The sequence below is a fragment of the Streptomyces sp. NPDC000941 genome (genome assembly GCF_053599555.1).
Window position 1 is genome coordinate 1 of record NZ_JBSFMM010000015.1, and the last position, 17,739, is coordinate 17,739.

The window sequence follows — 17,739 nt, forward strand, 5'->3', positions numbered from 1 at the left end:
GCCGTTCCACACAGTAGGAACGGCGCGGGGGCGAGACGGCCACTGGCAGGGCTCACTGCTGCTGTGCGAGCCAGTCGGCGAACTTGGTCTCGGCGATGTGCGCGTCAGGGCCCGGCAGGAGCGTGGTCTCCTGCAGCTCGGCACCCCAGTACGTGGCCTTCGGGTCAGTGACGATCTTGCGGGAGTCGTTCTTCGCGGCGAGTCCCATGCGGATGAAGTCCTCGAGCTCGAAGGCCTCAGGGCCCGCGACCTCCACCACACCGTTGACCGGGGTACCGACCGCGGTGCGGCCGACGCCCGCGGCCACGTCGTCGGAGACGATGGGCTGGATCTTCCCGGCGGGCAGACGCACGGTGTCGCCGTCGGTGACCCCGTCGGCGAGCCCCTTCGCGAACTCGAAGAACTGGGTGGCGTGGACGATGGAGTACGGGATCCCGGACGCCTTGATCAGTTCTTCCTGCGCCTGCTTGGCGCGGAAGTACCCGCTCTCCTGCAGCTGCTCGGTGCCGACCACGGACAGCGCCACATGGTGTGTCACACCGGCCTCGGCCTCCGCCTTCAGCAGGTTGGTGGTCGAGGTGCGGAAGAAGTCCATCACGGCCGCGTCCTCGAACGAGGGGGAGTTGGACACGTCGACCACGACCGACGCGCCCTCCAGGACCTCGGCCAGGCCCTCGCCCGTCAGCGTGTTGACGCCGGTGTTGGGCGCGGCCGCGACCGCCTCGTGCCCGTGCTCGGTGAGCTTGCCGACCAGCTTCGAGCCGATGAGCCCGGTACCACCGATCACTACAACCTTCATCATGGAAACCTTTCGGATGTTGTCATACCTTCACTAGGGAGACCGGACAGCCGCGCCATGTGTGACAGACGGCCGCGGAGATTCAACAGCTGTCGGCGAGGCGGAACGGATGTCACTCGACGAGCTTTCCTTCGGTCGAGACATCCTCCATCAGCGCGGAAATCTCGTCCGGGATGGGCGGAATGCTCTCGTGGGCGACACCCGTCGTCGGGGACCAGACAAGGTTGACCTGCAGAGCGGGGTCGAGGTCCGGGTAGTCGCTGCGGTTGTGGCAGCCGCGGGTCTCACGGCGCTCGAGCGCCGCTTCGAGCGTGGCCCGGGCCGCCAGGGCGGCCGACTTGAGATCGAAGGCGTGCGCGAGATCCTGATAACCGGCGATATCGGGGTGGACGCCGACGTCTTCCATCCTCTTCTCGATCGCGGTGAGCTCCGCCAGCCCGGCGAGCAGCCCCTCTTCGTCGCGTACGACTCCCGCATGCTCGGTCATGGTGTTACGGATGGCGCGCTGCAGGGCCCGGACGTTCTCCGGTCCGTCCGCCGCGAGCAGATCGTCGATCTCGGCACGGGCCCGGGCCACCGCCGACGCCGACCGCGGCTGCGCTGCCAGCGCCTCCGAATAGGCGGCGGCGGCCTGGCCCGTGATCCGGCCGAAGACCAGCAATTCGATGAGACTGTTGCCACCGAGGCGGTTGGCGCCGTGCAGCCCGCTCGACGCCTCACCGATCGCGTACAGGCCGCGGACGTCCGTGCTGTGGTCCTCGGGCCGTACCCAGACCCCGCCCATCGAATAGTGCGCGGTGGGTGCGATCTCGATGGGCTCGCGGGTGATGTCCAGCATCTGCAGGTCCAGAAGGGTCTGGTAGACCCGGGGGAGCCGCGTCATGATCGTCTGCCGTGGCAGATGAGAGACATCGAGCCACACCGCGCCGTTGGGGGTCCCGCGTCCCTCCTTGATCTCCGTGTACGAGGCGAGGGCCACCCGGTCGCGGGTGGACAGCTCCATGCGCTCGGGGTCGTAGCGGGTCATGAACCGCTCCCCGAGCGCGTTGCGCAGTACACCGCCCTCACCGCGCGCGGCCTCGCTGACCAGGGTGCCTGCCGCGTTCTCCGGCTCGATGATCCCGGAGGGATGGAACTGAACCAGCTCAGGGTCGCGCAGCCGGGCTCCGGCCTCCACGGCCAGCCGGAACGAGTCACCGGTGTTCTCGTCACGTCGTGAGGACGTACGCCGCCAGATGCGGGTGTGGCCACCCGCCGCGAGGATGACGGCGTCGGCATGGATGAGATAGCGCGTCCCATGGGTGAGGTCGAAGCCGTAGGCGCCGAAGACGGCACCGTCATGCACCAGGAGCCGAGTGATGTAGACGCCGTCGAGCACCGGGATATCGAGTTGCTCCGCGCGTCTGATGAGCGTGCGCTGGATCTCCAGACCGGTGTAGTCACCGGCGAAGGCGGTGCGCCGGAACTTGTGCGCGCCGAAGAAGCGCTGGGAGATCCGGCCGTCCCCTTCCCGGGCGAAGGCCATCCCGTACCGCTCCAGGTCGTCGATGCCCCGGGCCGCGCCCTGGGTGACGATCTGGGTGGTGCGGGGGTCGGCGAGCAGATAGCTCTCCTTGAGGGTGTCGGCGGCGTGCTGCTGCCAGCTGTCCTCGGGGTCCATCGTGGCCAGGGCCGCGTTGATTCCTCCGGCGGCGAGTGCCGTATGGGCATCATCCTTGGGGCGTTTGCCGACGGCGAGGACGTCGACACCGGACTCGGCCAGTTCGATCGCCGCTCGCAGTCCCGCCCCTCCTGTACCGATCACCAGCACGGTGGTGGCAAGACGTCGTTCGATCACAGCCACTGTTTACTCCGATCGCGGGGGTTGTCATCCACTACGACCAGGTGGTTCGGGTATCTGTGACACCCACACGTTGTCATCCGATACGGTCCAGGGGGACGTCCGGGTCGGCGAGGAGCGTGTCATCGACGTCGGCTCCGGAGGTGATGAGGGACCGGATCGGATCGATGACGTCCCATATGTTGACGCTCATCCCCGCCAGTACGCGGTTGCCCGACATCCAGAAGGCGATGAACCGCCGCTCGGCCGGCTCGCCACGGAAACGGAAGACGACGCGGTCATAGCCGCCGGGTTCCGTGTAACCCGTGTACTCCATGCCCAGGTCGTACTGGTCCGTGTAGAAGTACGGCAGCCTGTCGTACACAGCGTCCTTGCCGAGCATGCTCAGCGCCGCCGTGCGCGGCTGGTGCAGTGCGTTGGCCCAGTGCTCCACACGCAGATGGCGGCCGAGCAGCGGGTGGTAGGCGTTGGCGACATCGCCAGCGGCGTAGATGCCGGCCACCGAGGTCCGCAGGTGTTCATCGGTGACGATGCCGTTGCGCACGTCCAGGCCCGCCTCCTGGGCCAGTTGGACGTTGGGTGTGATGCCGATGCCCACGACCACCGCGTCCGCGGCGAGGTGGGTGCCATCGGCGAGCCGGACCCCGGCCACCCGGCCCTGCGTTCCGGTGAGGGATTCCACCTGCGCGTTGGGGCGCAGCACGACGCCATGGTCGGTGTGCAGGCCGGCGAACACTTCGGCGGCCTCGCGTCCGAGTACCTTCAGCAGCGGGAGCTCCGAGTGTTCGAGCACCGTCACCTCCGCCCCGGCCATCCGGGCCGCCGCGGCGGTCTCGAGCCCGATCCATCCGCCGCCGATGACGACGATCTTCGCCCCCTCGACAAAGGCGGACTTGAGCCGTTCGCTGTCCCCCACCCGGCGCAGATACAGAACGTTGTCGAGGTCCGCTCCGGGGATGGACAGACGACGCGGAGACGAACCGGTGGCCAGGAGCAGCTTGGCGTAGGACACCCGGTCCCCGTTGTCCAACTCCACCTGCTGGGCCCGTGTATCGATCGCCCGCGCGCTGGTGCCCAGGCGCAGTTCGACATCGTGCTCCGCGTACCAGTCCGCGGGGTGTACGAAGATCGAATCGCGCTCTTCCTTGCCCAGCAGATAGCCCTTGGACAGCGGTGGCCGGATGTACGGCTGTTCCCGCTCGTCGCCGATGATGATGAGCCGGCCGCTGTGGCCGTGCTCCCGGAGCGCCTCCGCCGCCTTGCCCGCGGCCAGACCGCCTCCGACGATCACGTAAGTATTCTCGGGGGACACGATGTTCCTCATCTCGGATGTCGCAGCTGCGAGCCATGGTGTGAGAGTCATCCACCAGACCGAGTCGCCCCTCATCTTGTGACAACCGGGGGGCCTGACCACTACGGGTGGGGCATCCGCGCCGCTGTCACACCAGCGAGGGGTTCCTGGTCATATTCCCAGAGAACACCTGTCGCGCCACGCTCACCAGTCGGTTCTCGCCCGGACGAAGGAGGATGGGGTGACGTGTGTCATCGCGCAGCCCTGCATTGATGTCAAGGACAGAGCGTGTGTCGCCGAATGCCCTGTGGACTGCATCTACGAAGGCGATCGCACGCTCTACATCAACCCTGCCGAGTGCGTGGACTGCCATGCCTGTGAGCCGGTCTGCCCCGTAGAAACGATCTTCTACGAAGACGACCTCCCGCAACAGTGGGCGCAGTACAAGGCCATCAACGCCGAGTACTTCGAGTCGCCCGCCGGGAGCCGGAGCGAGCCGTTCGCCACGGGTGATCACCCCGCCATCGCCGCATTGCCACCGCAGAGTTCGCGGAAGAACGACATCGCCGTCTTCGCCATCCGCAAAGAGGAGGCAGCCGACGCCGACCTGTGGTTCCCGCTGTGAATCGATTGTGAATCGATACGGCTGTGATCCGGGCCGGTGAGGCGCCGCCATGCGCTGCCGGACAACAGCACATGGCGGCTACCCGGACGAAAGCCTAGGAGGCCAGCGTGATGGTGGTCGGCGTTCCCCGCCAGGCCATCCTGGCGTAGGGGCACAGCGAGTCCGCCTTCTCCAGCAGGGGAGCGGCGATCTCCGGATCGGTGCCCGGCCATGAGACCACCAGATCGACGCGCAGCAGATAGCCGCCGTCTTCCGGGTCCCGCCCAAAGGCCACGGTCGCCTCTACGGAGATGGTGGAGGGGTCGAGCGCGGCCTGCCGTGCCACCAGGCTCAGCGCTCCGTGGAAGCAGGCCGCGAAACCGGCGGCGAACAACTGCTCCGGATTCGTCCCCTGGCCGTCTCCCCCCAGCTCGGCGGGCATCCGCAGACTGAGGTCCAGGACCCCGTCGTCCGATCGCGCCCTCCCCGAGGCCCGCCCATGACTTGCTGTCCCACCGCTGACGGTGACCGTCGTTGTGTAGATGGGAGAGAAGGATGTCCCGGCGAAGTCCTTTTCGGTGGACAGATTGGGCGGCTGGATCGGGTCAGTCACAGCAGGGCTCCGTCGACGTTGGGTTACGGATGACCAGTTGACCGGCTGGTCACGCCTTGTGTGACAGTTGCGATCGCTCAGCCCGCAGGGGGACGCGGGGCGCGCGGCTGGGCCCGCTGCATGGTGAGACGCACGTCACGCGCCAGCCCTGTCGCACTTTGCCGGGGTGCCCGGTCAGTAGTGTGTATCCGCAACATGGTTAGGAGATCACCATGGAATCGCGTCTCAACTACTTCGGCAATCCCCTCGCGGGCAAGGTGCTGAAGCACATCAACTCGGCCGGTAAGGCGGTGTCGGACTCGACGTTGCCGGCCGCCACGCAGGAGCTGGTGAAGATCCGCGCGAGCCAGATCAACGGCTGCGGCTTCTGCACTGACATGCACACTAAAGAGGCCGCCCTCGCCGGGGAAACCTCGCTGCGCCTCAACCTGATCGCGGCCTGGCGCGAGGCCACGGTCTTCACCGACGCCGAGCGCGCCGCACTGGAGCTGGCGGAGCAGGGCACCCGTATCGCCGACGCGGCCGGTGGTGTCACGGACGAGGCGTGGGCCAACGCTGCCAAGCACTTCGACGAGGAGCAGCTTGTCGCCCTGATTTCCCTCATCGCCGTCATCAACGCCTACAACCGCATCAACGTCATCAACCAGCAGCCCGCCGGGGGCTACCAGCCCGGCCAGTTCGGCTGACCGGCCATCGTCCCGATCTGACCCGTACGGTCCGTCTCCTCGCCGCCCCAACCCGTGGCGAGGGGACGGACCGTCGCCGTGATCCCGTCGGCGCCGGGCCTGCCGCTACCGCGCTATCCCGCGCCGCGCGGCGAGAGCCGCTGTGTGATCCGGTCGAACAGCTCCGTCAGCGGCTCGCCGACGTCCCGGCCGAACTCGGTCAGCCCGTAGGTGACCTGGGGCGGCGTCGTCGGCTCGACCTTGCGCCAGACCAGGCCGTCCTGGACCAGCGCGCGCAGGGTCTGGGCGAGCATCTTCTCGCTGATGCCCTGGATGCTCTCGCGCAGCTCGTAGAACCGGAGGTCGCTGCGCCGCAAGGAGATCAGCACCCAGACGCCCCACCTGCTGGTCACATGGTCGACCACATCGCGCGCGGGGCAGTCGGTGTGAAACACGTCATACCGCTCCCCGGTCTCGGGCTGTCTGTGCTGCATGCCTCCCGCCATGTCATGAGCTTACCTCAAGGTATGTCCTTACCGAAAGTTAGCCCTTGCTCCTAGCGTGAAGGCCACAGAGGACACCTGACAAGGAGCTGATCATGATCGTGGTGACCGGGGCTACCGGGAACATCGGCCGGCCGTTGACGCAGGCGCTGGTCGAGGCGGGCCGGCAGGTGACGGCGGTGTCACGGCACACGGCGGCGGTGCCGAACGGCGTCCGCCACGTGGTGGCCGACCTGGCCGAGCCGACCGGCCTCAGGCCCGCGCTGGCCGGGGCGAAGGCGCTGTTCCTGCTGCTGTCCGGCGACCTGCACGCCACTGGAGCCGGCCCTGCCGACATCATCGGCGAAGCTGCGGTCAGCGGGGTCCGCCGGGTCGTCCTGCTCTCCACGCTGGGCGTGGTGACCAGGCCCTTCGGCCCCACGCGGATCGCGGTGCGCGAGCTGGAGGACATGCTGCGGCAGTCCGGCCTGGAGTGGGCCATCCTGCGGCCGGGCGGCTTCGCCTCCAACGCCCTGTGGTGGGCCGAGTCCGTCCGCGCGCAACAGGTCGTCGCCGCACCCTTCGGCGACGTCGGGGTGCCGATCATCGACCCGGCGGATATCGCCGCGGTCGCGGCGGCCTGCCTGCTGGACGACCGGCACACCGGCGGCGTGTACGAGCTGACCGGCCCGGAGGTGATCACTCCGCGCCAGCAGGCGGAGGCCATCGCCGCCGCGCTGGGTTCGCCGGTGAGGTTTCACGAGCTCACCCGCGACGAGGCCAAGGCCGCCATGGTCCAGAGCATGCCGGCGGAGCTCGCCGACGACACTCTGGACATCCTCGGTTCCCCGAGCCCGGCCGAGCTGCGCGTCAGCCCGGACGTCCAGCGGGTCCTCGGCCGCGCCCCGCGCCCCTTCGCCGACTGGGCCGCCCGCAATGTCGCCGCGTTCCGCTGAGCGTGCTCCCCTCGCCGCCGCCGGAGAACTCCATCGCCACCTCGGCCCGCGAACATGGTGTCAGCTAGGGGCGATTCCGGCCGGGTCGGGCACCGCCGAGGGCGCCGACGGCAGCCGGTAGGTGGCGCAGGCCGCCGGGATCCGTACCCCGCTGAAGCGGAGGTGGGCGAGGCGGCGGTGGAACGCGGCGCCGTGCATCAGGTGGCGCGCCACGTCCGCGACATGGCGTCGGCCGGGGTCGGCCAGGACGGAGCCCGCCGCCCAGTCGTTGAACGCGCCCATCGCCGGACCGCACCAGACCTGGTAGTCGCCGGTGCGCTCGGCGCCGCTGACGGCCCAGCGGGACGACTGGCCGAGGTACCAGCGGAAGACCAGGGCCATCCGGTGCCTGGCGTCGAGTTCGGCGCGGAGGAGTTGTTCGGGGTGGTGCTCGGTGAGATAGTCCGCGGTCTCCCGCCAGACCTCGGACAGCGGGCGCTGGAACACCTTCGTCTCCAGGCGCCGGCGGTCCGCGGCGGGCAGTTCGTCCAGGCCGGCGTGGGCGCGGTAGAGCTCGTGCAACCGGCGCGCCCGGCCGGCGAAAAGGCTGCCGCTGCGCAGGACCTGGACCTCGGCGCCCACCTCGAACATGTCGGCGGCCGGGGCCATCGCGTAGTCGGCGGGCCCGGCCGCGGCGAGCAGCGCCTTGACCGCCGGTGAGGTGCCCGCCTCCAGACAGGCCTGGTTGACCGAGCCGGTGACGACGTACGCGGCGCCGAGGCTGAAGGCGGCCAGGGCCGCCTCCGGAGTGCCGATGCCGCCGGCCGCGCCGACCCGTACGGGAGGCGTCGCGGGGCCGAGCTCGCGGGTGATGCGGTCCCGCAGCCGCAGCATCGCGGGCAGCGCGGTGATCAGCGGGCGGCGGTCGGTGTGCCCCGCGGAGTCCGCCTCGACGGTCAGGTCGTCCACCATCGGGACCAGCCGCGCCAGCGTCACCTGTTCGGCGGTGATCTCGCCCCGGTCGAACAGGGCGCGGACCATCGGTTCGGGGGCCGGCCGGAGGAACAGCTCGGCCACCTCGGCGCGGGACACCTTGGCGATCAGCCGGTTCTCGGCGTATGCCCCGCCCCCGGGGCCGGGGCGAAGACCCGCCACCCGGTAGCGGACCAGATCGGGGGTGAGCTGGACGAACGCCGAGGCCTCGACGCAGCGCAGCCGGTGACTCAGAAAGAGGTCGACAACCGCCCGCTCCAGGCGCGGGGCGTGCGGTGTGTGGATGAGATTGACGGCGTAGGGCAAACCGGGGATCTCGCGAGCGAGCCGGGTCAGGGCCCGCTCGACCCGCTCGGGCGACAGGCCCGCGGCGCCGAACGAGGCGAGGAAACCGGCGCGGGCCAGCGCGGCCACCAACTCCTCGGAGGCGATACCGGCGGCCATGGAACCGGCAAGATACGCATGGGACACCCCGTGCCGGCGCCGGAAGCCGGAGTCGCCGAGCTGGGTGGACGGCATCGGCCCGGCGACGGCCAGCGGGGTCAACAGGCTGCCCGGGACGGGAGGTTCGGCGGTGGCGCCGATCCGGTCCCCGTTCCGGACGATGTAGCAGGGGGCGTCCAGGTCGGCGAGGACGGCGTACACCCCGTCCGGGTCGTATCGCACCGTCATCGCGGCACCTGCCCTTCCGCCGTCCCGCCGGGCGGCAGGATCTCGACGCCGATGTTGTCCACCTGGTAGATCCGCAGGTCGTCGCGCCATACGCTGCCGTCGGCGACCAGGAGAAGACCGTCGCCACAAGGCTCCACCCGGCGGATATGAACCTCGCCGCGCATCCGGCGGTGACCGGGAGTGATCTGCCCTCGGTACTTCCAGGCCAGCTCGACGTGGGCCGCGGGCCGCGCGGCCGGGCCCGGCAGGGCATCGGCGAGGCCGGTGTGCAGCGCGTACGCCGCGACGGACTGGAACAGCGCCTCCACACCCACCGAACCGGGCATCACCGGATCGAAGCGGAAGTGGTGCGCCATGAACCAGTCGTCCTTGGGCACCGTCCGCTCCCACAGGAGGTATCCGGCGCCGTGCTCTCCGCCGTCCGGCACCAGATCGGCCTCGTGCAGCAGCGCGAACCGCCCACTGTCGAGCCGGGTGTCGTGGGAGAGGTCGAGCCGGCGCAGCCCCGGAGGCCGCGCCGGAAGGCGGTCCAGCCAGGGTGGTACGTACCGTCCGCCGTCGAGCCCCTGCTGGTTGTCCAGGACCTCCTTGGTGAGGAAGCCGTGGACGGACTCGCCCGAGTAGACCGGCCCGTCGGGAAGGCCGAGTTCGTAGGTGTAGCGGTGGAGGATCGCCCCCGGCAGCTTCGAGTGGTCGGCCAGCGTGATGCGGTGCCGCAGGGCGAGACCGCGCGGGTCGGCGTGGCGGAGCAGGGTGGCGCGGCCCTCCAGGTTCCGGCAGACGAAGGCGCTGTCGAGATGCTGGTTGAGGATGCCCTGAACGGCGCTCAACTGGGCGGCGGCCTGGAGGCTGGACTCCATGTACAGGAGGTTGGGCACGGCGCCGGACCCGTTCTCCCGACAGAACCAGGGGGCGGGGTGGACGGCGTACTCGCTGGTGAGAGTGGCGCCCGGGCGGAATTCGAGCGGGTCGGCGTCGTAGTCGAGCGCCTGGTCGACCATCAGCAGATCGCCGCGCGGCAGCCGGGGCCGTACGGTCACTGGGGACGCCGGGGACACCGAGGTCGCCTCGGGTTCTCCGGTGAGCGCCGAGAGATCGCCCTCGGCCGAGTGGGCGAGCAGCATCCGCTGATGTGCGCCGCGCTGCCGCAACGACGCGTGGGCGGCGGGGGAGTCCCGCGCCGCCCAGATCGTCAGGGCGCCGAGGTCGCTGCCCGGCGCTTCCTGGAGGGCTACGCCGATGCCGTGCAGACGGGCCACCGGCCGGTCGCCGGCGAGGACAGCGGCGTCGGCGATCACGTGCGGGCGCGGTACGAGGCCCACCTCGGCCACGTCGACCTCGCAGCGGAGGGCGGCGCCGAGCGCGGTCGGGTCGATCACCTCGATGGTGGTCGGGCCGCCGGCCCAGGGCTGGAAGCGCGGGTCGGGCAGGCACAGATGCAGCCCGCAGGACAGCGCGTACACCTGGAGTACGCCGACGACGGCCTCGGCCAGCAGCGGGGTGGTGTCCGCTCCGTGCGCCGGGCCGCTGCTGTGGAAGCCGTGGAAGGTGAGGTCGGCGGCCACCCTTCCCTGCCCGTAACGGCCACCCTCGCGGGACAGCTCCGTAATGGCGCCGATCAGCCGCGGGGCCGGTCCTGGCAGCCGCGGGCCGGTGCCCTCGCCCTCGAAGTCGGGGCCGAGTACTTCCGCGAGGTATCCGCTGGCGAGGGCCCGTAGGTCCTGCCAGGTCAGCCGGGACCGCCGGGCGTGCGCCAGCGGGCGGAACTGCCGTGGGTAGCGAGGGACTTGACGCTCCGGCCAGGGGTTGTCGTCCGGCAGCGGCTCGGTCGTGTGGTCGGGAACCAGGAAGCCGGCGGTGCCCGTGGCCGCCACCAGGAGGTTCCCCTCGACGTGGACCTGCCAGTCGAACGTGAAGCGGGTGCCGCGCTCATCGCGGTGCACGGCCTCGGCGCCCGCCCGCACCCGAAGCCCCGCCCCGGCCTCCGGCAGCTCCCGGTGCCAGACGAGGTTGGTGCGACCGGGCCGGTGGACGGTGCCGGCCGGTGCCAGGCCGCGTTCGCCGAGCAGCGGCAAGGCCGCCGTGGCGGCGTCGAGGATCCATGCCGGATCGGCCTGGCCCGGCACGCTGTACGCCGCGTCCGCCGGGACCGTCCGGACCAGCTCCACGCGCGCCGGGCGGTCCACGGGACGGTGCGGCGCGGGCGCCGCCGGGGGCCGCGTGCCCGGCGCACAGCGCGCGAGGAGGTGCCGCTGGACGGCCTCGTGGGCCTCCAGCACCGCGGTGTGCGCGCGGCCGACCCGCTCGGCGATGTCGCGCGCGAGATGGCTCAGATCGCCGACGCCCCGCGGGGCGTCTTGTGGGGCGGGCGGGGTCGGCGCGGCGGACGGGACGGGAAGGAGGAACGGCTCGCCCTCGAAGCCCAGTTCCTCGGCCGCTTCGAAGCCCCATGCGCCGTTGGCGGCGACGGCAGCGGCGCTGTCGGTGTCAGCCATGCCGCCCCCCGCGCTCCGCGGGCAGGAAGATGCCGCTGTCCTTCATCTCCGGCGAGGTGAGGATCATGCCGATCCGGCTCCACCGCTGGAGCACCCTTCCCTCCGGGGTGCAGGCGGTGACCGTGCAGACCAGATGGAGGGGGCTCTCCTCGACGGATTCGGCGACGAGGACGAACGGCGTGTCCGCGGGCAGCGGCGCGAAGAGCTCGACCCGCTCCACCGACACCGGCAGACAGAGCAGCCCGAGGCGCTGACGGCCGAGCAGCGCCGCCGCCTGGAGCAGCAGATCGGCCAGCGCCGGGCTGTACCTGGCCCCGGCGAAGGCGCCCTGTCCGAAGGCCGGGTCGGCCATCCGGACGGCCAGGACGAGCCTGCCCGGCTGCTCCTCCAGGGTCGGGCCGAGACCGCGCAGGGTCGGCCCGTGGAAGAGGAAGCCGTCGTACGCCTCGTGGGTCTGCGGATCGAAGTCGGGGAGCTCGTACGGCGACAGCTCGATGTCCGGCGCCGGTTGGGCGGTCCGCTTCTCGAGGAGGAAGTCCCCGCCGAAGCGGAGCACCGGCGCGGCGCCCTCCCGCTCGCTGCGGAGCCGTACGGCCATGGCGGCCGATTCCCCGGCTGCGGACGTCTGGGGCCTCTCAGACCTCTCGGGCGGCGAGACCGACAGCAGGAAGCGGTCGTCCTCCGCCGAGCCGTCGAAGACCAGCCCCTTGCTGATCTGGAAGTCGCGGCATTCGACCACGGGCTGCCCGCCGTGCATCGCCTCCACCGCGCGTACGCCCCAGCCGACCGCGCCCGTCAGGGGCAGCACCGGCCAGCCGTGGATGCGGTGGTCGGTGAGCAGCGGCTCGGCGGCGAACTCCGCCAGCCGCCGCTCCACGACCACGCCGCCGGCCGGCAGCGTCTCGCTGCGCCGGTACATGGGCTCCAGCGGGCCGATGACCGTCACCAGGTCCGCGGCGTGCTCGGGGCTCATCTGCTCGGTGAAGTAGCCGGTGCCGGTGTCCCGGGCGAGCAGCGGCACCCCGTGCTGCACAAAGAGCTTCTGCACGCCGGGGGTGGCCATACCGCCGGCCCACGGCCCCCAGGCCAGGGCGGTGGCGTGGCGGTCGGGACGCCTGGCCTTCCAGGCGCAGACGAACCGGCTCAGCGCCTCGTTGGCCAGGGCGTAGTCGGCCTGTCGGAGGTTTCCGTAGATGCCCGAGACGGAGGTGAAGACGACGAGGTGGCGGAGGCGTTCGGCGTCGAGCGCGTCCAGTACGTTGCCGAGGCCGGTCAGCTTGGTGCCGACCACCCGCCCGACGCCCTCGGCATCCTTGTCGGCGAGGAACTGGTCGGCGAGGACGCCCGCCCCGTGAACGACGCCGGTGACCCGGTCGGCGTGCGGGCGCAGCGCCGTGCGCACCGCCTCGGCGTCGGTCAGGTCCACGGCGATGTACTCGGCCTCGGCTCCCGCGTCGCGCAGGGCGGCCAGGGTGGCGCGGATCTCGCGCCCGGCGGTGATCTCGCGGACCTGCCGGGCGATCAGCTCGACAGCGGTCGGCTCCTCCGGATCCTGTTCGGTGGCGCGCAGCTGGTCGGCGGCGGCGGCCTTCAGCTCGTCCCGGCCGTCGAGTCCGGCTGCCCAGTTGGGCTCGTCCGCCAGGGGTGTGCTGCCGAGCAGTAGATAGCCGCAGTGCACCTGCCGCGCGAGGGCGATGGCGCACCAGGCGGTGATGCCCCGCGCGCCGCCGGTGACCAGCAGAGTGTCGTCGGCGGTCAGCTCCGCGGGCGGCTCGATCGCCCCGTCCCGGTCGTCCGGCGCTGCCGTGTCGACCAGCGGGACCGGCTCGGCGACCAGGACCGGCGTACGGCGCCCGGCCGGGTGGCGGGCCACCTCGTGCAGGTCGACGGCGGCGTCGGCGAGCTCGCCCGCGAGGCAGCCGCCGACCTCCTCCTCGGTCAGCTCGGGAGCCAGGTCGACCGTTCGGCAGAAGAGCTCGGGCGCCTCCAGGGCCAGCGACTTGACCAGCCCGGTGACGCCGCCGACCAGCGCCCGGTCGGGCTCGCCGCCCGAGCCGGCGTAGCCGAGCGCGCCGTCGAGCCGGGTGACGGCGACGAATCCGGCACGGGTGCCGTCGGCCGCCGCACCGCCGAGGGGCTGCCGCAGATGCTTGGCGACCAGGACGGCGTGGGCCAGGCGGCGTACGGCGTCATCGCGTACGGCGTCGTCGCGCTCGGTGTCGTCACGGTCGGTGCCCGGGTCGCGGCTGAAGGGGAGCAGGCACAGGTCGAGGCGCGGTACGGCGGCGCCGAGCAGGCCGACCTGCTCCACCAGACTCTCCTCGCCCCAGTCGGTAAGCTGCCAGGAGTCCGGTTCGGCCTCGCCGGACGCGATAGGCGTCCCGGGCAGTGCGAGCCGGCCGACCCACCAGCCGCGCGACCGGAGCGCCGAGGCGATCCAACCGGCCAACTCCCCGCCGTCGTCGACCAGTACGGCGCGGGGCTGCTCGCCATACGCGCCGAGCAGGACGTCCGGTTCGGGCAGAGCGCGCCAGCCGATATGCGCCCGGCCCAGCGGTACGGAGGCTGCGACGCGGAGATTGGTGGTGGGGTTCTTCAGCACCTCGGGGATGAGCGTGGCGAAGTCCCTGACCGTTCGGGCCGCCGTGAAGCGGAAGATCTCCTCTCGGGAGAAGACCGGGTAGCGGCGCCAGAGTTCGGAGGCGATCTCCAACTGCTTCAGGGAGTCGATGCCGAGCTCCGTCTGCAGATCGATATCGGGATCGATCATGTCGATCGAGTAGCCGGTCTTCTCGGCCACCACCTCGCGCATCACCTGCTCGATCTCCACGGGATCGAGGTTGGCCAGCTGGGCGCGGAGCTCGGGGTCGATCGCCGCGTCGAAGTCGGTGTCGCGGAGCATTTCGAGCGCGGATTTACCGGTCGAGGTGTCGACTTCGCCGGGTACACCCGCTTCGCCGGGCTCGACGAGTACGACGCCTTCAAGGGGCTGGGCCGGGGGCGGCACCTCCGGGGGCGCGTCCACGGAGGGGAGCGGACCGGGGTACGACGGCGCTTCGAGCGCATGTCCATTGGAGGATGTGCCGCCCAGCGGACAACCGGTCGGCGTCGCGCCCGTGGGCAGGCGCAGCAGATCGCTCAGCACCTCGCTGGCGCGTGCGTGGGCCTCGCCGAGCGCCAGGCTGTGGTCCCGGATGGCGGTGATCCCGGAGAGGACCGCTTCGGGCGAGCCGCCGCCGACGCCCTCGTTCAACAGGCTCACCAGCTGGTCGGCGGTCCGCAGCTGCCCGTCGAGGTAGCGGGTGTGCATCGTCAGGTGGTCGGCCGCGGCGCGGCCGAGTGGATCGTCGTGAGCGGCTGCCACGGGCTGTGGCTCGGCGACGGGTACCGGCTCCCGGCCGGCGGCCGCGGCCACCCGGTACGGCGTGCCGAGGACCCGCGCGTACTCCTCCTGGCGGGCGATCGTGGCGAACTGCGGGCCGTCGAGTACCCGGGCCACCGCGGATGCGACGGGTCGCGGCGACACCGGCTCGTCGTACCGGTCGATACCGCTCAGCGGCAGTCCCAGAACGGTCAGTTGGACGGCGGCCTGCTTCAGGGCGAGCGCGCTGTCGCCGCCGGTGCCGATGTCCGTCCAGACGATGTCCACTCCCTGATCGCCGAGCGTCTGCTCGACGAAGTGGGAGAGGGTGCGCTTGGGCCCGAACTCCACGAAGACCCGGAAGCCGTCCGCGTACATCTCCCGCAGCCTGGCCTCGAAGTCGACGGTATTGACGATCTGCCGGGTCAGCACCTCGCGGTTCGCCTCGGCGTCGTCGCCATAGCGCGCGCCCGGCGTGTTCGCGTACACCGGAACCCGCGGGGTACGGAGCGGGATGTCGGCGATCTCGCGGGCGAAGGAGGCGACGGCGTGCTGGACATGCGGGGTGTGGAAGGCCGCCTCGACGGACAGCCGCTGCGCCGGGATACGGCGCTCGCCGCAGGCCGCGGTGAACCGCTCGACGGCGGCCGTGGGACCGCCGACCACCACCACCTCGGGCGCGTTCCGGTTGCATACCGTCAGTTCGGGAAACTCGCCGAGCAGAGAGTCGAGTTGGGCATCCGAGGTACGCACGCTCGCCATGGCGCCCGAGTCGTGCCCGGGGGTGTCGGCGGGCGGGGCCATCGTCCGGGCGCGGGCCGCCGTGGTGGCGAGGAAACCAGTGTCGTCGAGGCTGTCCGCGGCCCACAGGGCGGTCAGCTCGCCGAAACTGTGGCCGAGCACCCCGTCCGGCGCGAAGCCCAGCTCGGAGAGATAGCGGAACTGCCCCATCGACAACGCCCCGATGGCGGGCTGGGCGTAGGTGGTGCGGCGCAGCCGCTCGGAGGCGCGCCGCAGATCCTTCCCGTCCCGTCCGGGCGCGGGAAAGACAACGTCGGACAGCAGCTCATGATTCCCGTCCGCGTACGGGGCGTTGGCCGCGTCGAAGGCGGCGCGCACCGGCGGGAGAGCGAGCAGCGCCTCGCGGCCCATGTTGACGTACTGGCTGCCCTGACCGGCGAAGAGTGCCGCGGTCTTGCCGCCCGCGGGGAGCGCGGTGGCGCGGTACCAGATGCCGTCCGCGTGGGTCCAGTGAGCAAGGCCTGGGTGTGCGTCGAACTGCGCGATGGCCTTGGCGAGCAGGTCGGGATAGGCGTCGTCGGTGGCGGCGAAGCCCAAACGGGCGTGTTCGGCGGGTATCTCGTCGGGCGCGCCGGGGTGTTCGCCGCGTTCGAGCAGTGCGCGCAGCGCCTCGGGGGTCGGGGCGTGCCAGAGGTGGGTTCGCGGGGTGGTGTGGAGGGTGCGTGTCGCGCCGGTCGCGTCGTTGGAGGGCTGGTGTTCCTCCAGTACGGCGTGGACATTGACCCCGCCGAAGCCGAACGCGGACACTCCCGCCCGGCGCACCGAGCGCCGCGGGTCGCGAATCCACGGGCGGGTGGTGGTGTTGACGTACAGCGCCGCGTCCTCCTGCCGGGCCATGGCGCTGGGGGTGCGGACGTTGATGGTGGCGGGCAGCACCTTGTGGTGGAGGGCGAGCGCCGCCTTGATCAGCCCGGCCGCGCCGGCCGCCGCCTTGGTGTGCCCGATCTGGGACTTCACGCTGCCGACCGCCGCGTACCGCCGGTCCTCGGGCGTTGCCATCAGTGTGTTGAGCGCGCCGAGTTCCACATCGTCACCGGTGGTGGTGCCGGTGCCGTGGGCCTCGATCAGCCCGACCGAGGACGGCGGGCAGTCGGCGTCCTCGTAGGCCCGGCGCAACGCGGTGAGCTGGCCGTCTCCGCAGGGCGCGAAGATGCTCTGGGACCGGCCGTCGCTCGAGGTGCCGAGGCCGCGGATGACGGCGTAGACCCGGTCGCCGTCGCGCTCGGCGTCGGCCAGCCGCTTGAGGGCCAGCATCCCGATGCCCTCCCCGACGAGGGTGCCGTCGGCGTCCTCGTCGAAGGGGCGGATCTCGCCGCTCGGTGACAGCGCCGGGGTCTTGCTGAAGCACATGAAGGAGAAGACGGTGTTGTCCGCGTCGGCCCCGCCGGTGATCATGAGGTCGGCGCGATGCCCGACCAGCTCGCTGACGGCCATCCGCAGCGCGGCAAGGGAGCTGGCGCAGGCGGCGTCCACGGTGCCGTTGAAGGCACCGAGGTTGAGGCGGTTCGCGATCCGGCCGGAGACGACGTTGCCCAGGAAGCCGGGGAAGGAGTTCTCCGTCCACGACGGGAAGGCCGCCGTGTAGCGGCGCGCGATCTCCTCGGCGTCCCGCTCGCTCAGGCCGCAGCTGAGGACCGCTGCCTTGAGCGCGGGCGTCTGGAGCCGCGCCGCCAGCGGCATCATGCTGGAGCTGCCCCCGCACACCCCGAGCACCACCCCGGTCCGCGCCGGATTGTACCAGGTGGAGGCGTCACACCCGGCGTCCCGCAGCACATCTTGGGCCACCTGGAGGCTGAGCAGCTGGATCAGCCCGGTGGCGTCCAGTGTGTTGGGCGGAATGCCGAACTCGCGGGGGTCGAAACGGAACGGGGGCAGGAAGCCGCCGCGCCGGCAGTAGGTCTTGTCCTCGGCGAAGGGGTCGGGGTCGAAGTAGTCGTCGACGCTGAACCGGGATGCGGGGACATCCTCGATGCAGTCGGTGCCGGTCACGATGTTGTTCCAGAACTCCCGTACGTTCGTCGCCTGGGGGAAGAGCCCCGCCAGTCCCACGATCGCGATCGGGTTTCGGGCCAGCCGGTTGTCGACGGCGTCAGCCAGCATATGGGGCTCTCCTGAGGGAGATCGGGAAAGGTCCGGGGATGGCCGTGAGGAAGATCAACTGCCGCCGGGAGTCTATGAGATGACAACT

General features: G+C 71.1%; 10 protein-coding genes and 1 pseudogene. 3 read left to right on the forward strand and 8 right to left on the reverse strand.

All coding sequences use genetic code 11. From position 1 onward, the window contains the following. Positions 1-52: 52 nt before the first annotated feature. The 3 genes from ACWDSL_RS08000 to ACWDSL_RS08010 all read right to left on the reverse strand — a co-directional run bounded on the left by ACWDSL_RS08000 (position 53) and on the right by ACWDSL_RS08010 (position 3,951). Complete coding sequence (locus tag ACWDSL_RS08000) at positions 53-799, reverse strand: SDR family oxidoreductase (protein ID WP_450482940.1); 747 nt, start codon at positions 797-799, stop codon at positions 53-55. A 112-nt stretch (positions 800-911) separates the two neighbouring features. Continuing rightward, a complete protein-coding gene (locus ACWDSL_RS08005; protein WP_450482860.1) occupies positions 912-2,642 on the reverse strand; it encodes an L-aspartate oxidase in 1,731 nt (576 codons plus the stop codon). A gap of 73 nt (positions 2,643-2,715) precedes the next feature. Further along, complete coding sequence (locus ACWDSL_RS08010) at positions 2,716-3,951, reverse strand: NAD(P)/FAD-dependent oxidoreductase (protein WP_450482862.1); 1,236 nt, start codon at positions 3,949-3,951, stop codon at positions 2,716-2,718. Positions 3,952-4,171: 220 nt separating this feature from the next. Between ACWDSL_RS08010 and fdxA the strand changes: the two are divergent. Continuing rightward, positions 4,172-4,477 (forward strand): annotated as a pseudogene (gene fdxA, locus ACWDSL_RS08015) (ferredoxin); the annotation flags it as partial. A 172-nt stretch (positions 4,478-4,649) separates the two neighbouring features. Here the strand turns inward: fdxA and ACWDSL_RS08020 are convergent. Next, positions 4,650-5,078, reverse strand: a complete 429-nt coding sequence (locus ACWDSL_RS08020; RefSeq protein ID WP_450482942.1) for an Ohr family peroxiredoxin — start codon at positions 5,076-5,078, stop codon at positions 4,650-4,652. A gap of 281 nt (positions 5,079-5,359) precedes the next feature. On the opposite strand from ACWDSL_RS08020, the gene ACWDSL_RS08025 reads away from it, so the two are divergent. After that, on the forward strand, positions 5,360-5,833 hold the full coding sequence (locus tag ACWDSL_RS08025; RefSeq protein WP_450482863.1) for a carboxymuconolactone decarboxylase family protein: 474 nt from the start codon (positions 5,360-5,362) through the stop codon (positions 5,831-5,833). Between the two features lie 113 nt (positions 5,834-5,946). On the opposite strand, the gene ACWDSL_RS08030 is transcribed toward ACWDSL_RS08025, so the two are convergent. Further along, a complete protein-coding gene (locus tag ACWDSL_RS08030; protein ID WP_450482865.1) occupies positions 5,947-6,318 on the reverse strand; it encodes a winged helix-turn-helix transcriptional regulator in 372 nt (123 codons plus the stop codon). Between the two features lie 92 nt (positions 6,319-6,410). Between ACWDSL_RS08030 and ACWDSL_RS08035 the strand changes: the two genes are divergently transcribed. Continuing rightward, positions 6,411-7,250 (forward strand): SDR family oxidoreductase, encoded by an 840-nt coding sequence (locus tag ACWDSL_RS08035; RefSeq protein WP_450482867.1) that lies wholly within the window; start codon positions 6,411-6,413, stop codon positions 7,248-7,250. Positions 7,251-7,310: 60 nt separating this feature from the next. Here ACWDSL_RS08035 and ACWDSL_RS08040 read toward each other — a convergent pair whose 3' ends face one another. The 3 genes from ACWDSL_RS08040 to ACWDSL_RS08050 are packed head-to-tail and all read right to left on the reverse strand — an operon-like array spanning position 7,311 to position 17,651. Next, positions 7,311-8,894: a PfaD family polyunsaturated fatty acid/polyketide biosynthesis protein gene (locus ACWDSL_RS08040; protein ID WP_450482869.1), complete on the reverse strand. Its 1,584-nt coding sequence runs from the start codon at positions 8,892-8,894 to the stop codon at positions 7,311-7,313. After that, entirely contained in the window at positions 8,891-11,389 is a 2,499-nt protein-coding gene (locus tag ACWDSL_RS08045) for a hypothetical protein (RefSeq protein WP_450482871.1), read from the reverse strand. Before ACWDSL_RS08045 ends, ACWDSL_RS08040 begins: the two co-directional genes overlap by 4 nt. Then, positions 11,382-17,651, reverse strand: coding sequence for a beta-ketoacyl synthase N-terminal-like domain-containing protein (locus ACWDSL_RS08050; protein ID WP_450482873.1), 6,270 nt, complete (start codon positions 17,649-17,651; stop codon positions 11,382-11,384). Before ACWDSL_RS08050 ends, ACWDSL_RS08045 begins: the two co-directional genes overlap by 8 nt. Positions 17,652-17,739: the final 88 nt, after the last annotated feature.

What these genes read in the sequence shown, in the direction of transcription:
- ACWDSL_RS08000 (WP_450482940.1), bottom strand. Translation starts at nt 799, where the DNA reads ATGAAGGTTGTAGTGATCGGTGGTACCGGGCTCATCGGCTCGAAGCTG.
- ACWDSL_RS08030 (WP_450482865.1), bottom strand. Translation starts at nt 6,318, where the DNA reads ATGGCGGGAGGCATGCAGCACAGACAGCCCGAGACCGGGGAGCGGTAT.
- ACWDSL_RS08045 (WP_450482871.1), bottom strand. Translation starts at nt 11,389, where the DNA reads ATGGCTGACACCGACAGCGCCGCTGCCGTCGCCGCCAACGGCGCATGG.
- ACWDSL_RS08040 (WP_450482869.1), bottom strand. Translation starts at nt 8,894, where the DNA reads ATGACGGTGCGATACGACCCGGACGGGGTGTACGCCGTCCTCGCCGAC.
- ACWDSL_RS08035 (WP_450482867.1), top strand. Translation starts at nt 6,411, where the DNA reads ATGATCGTGGTGACCGGGGCTACCGGGAACATCGGCCGGCCGTTGACG.
- ACWDSL_RS08050 (WP_450482873.1), bottom strand. Translation starts at nt 17,651, where the DNA reads ATGCTGGCTGACGCCGTCGACAACCGGCTGGCCCGAAACCCGATCGCG.
- ACWDSL_RS08025 (WP_450482863.1), top strand. Translation starts at nt 5,360, where the DNA reads ATGGAATCGCGTCTCAACTACTTCGGCAATCCCCTCGCGGGCAAGGTG.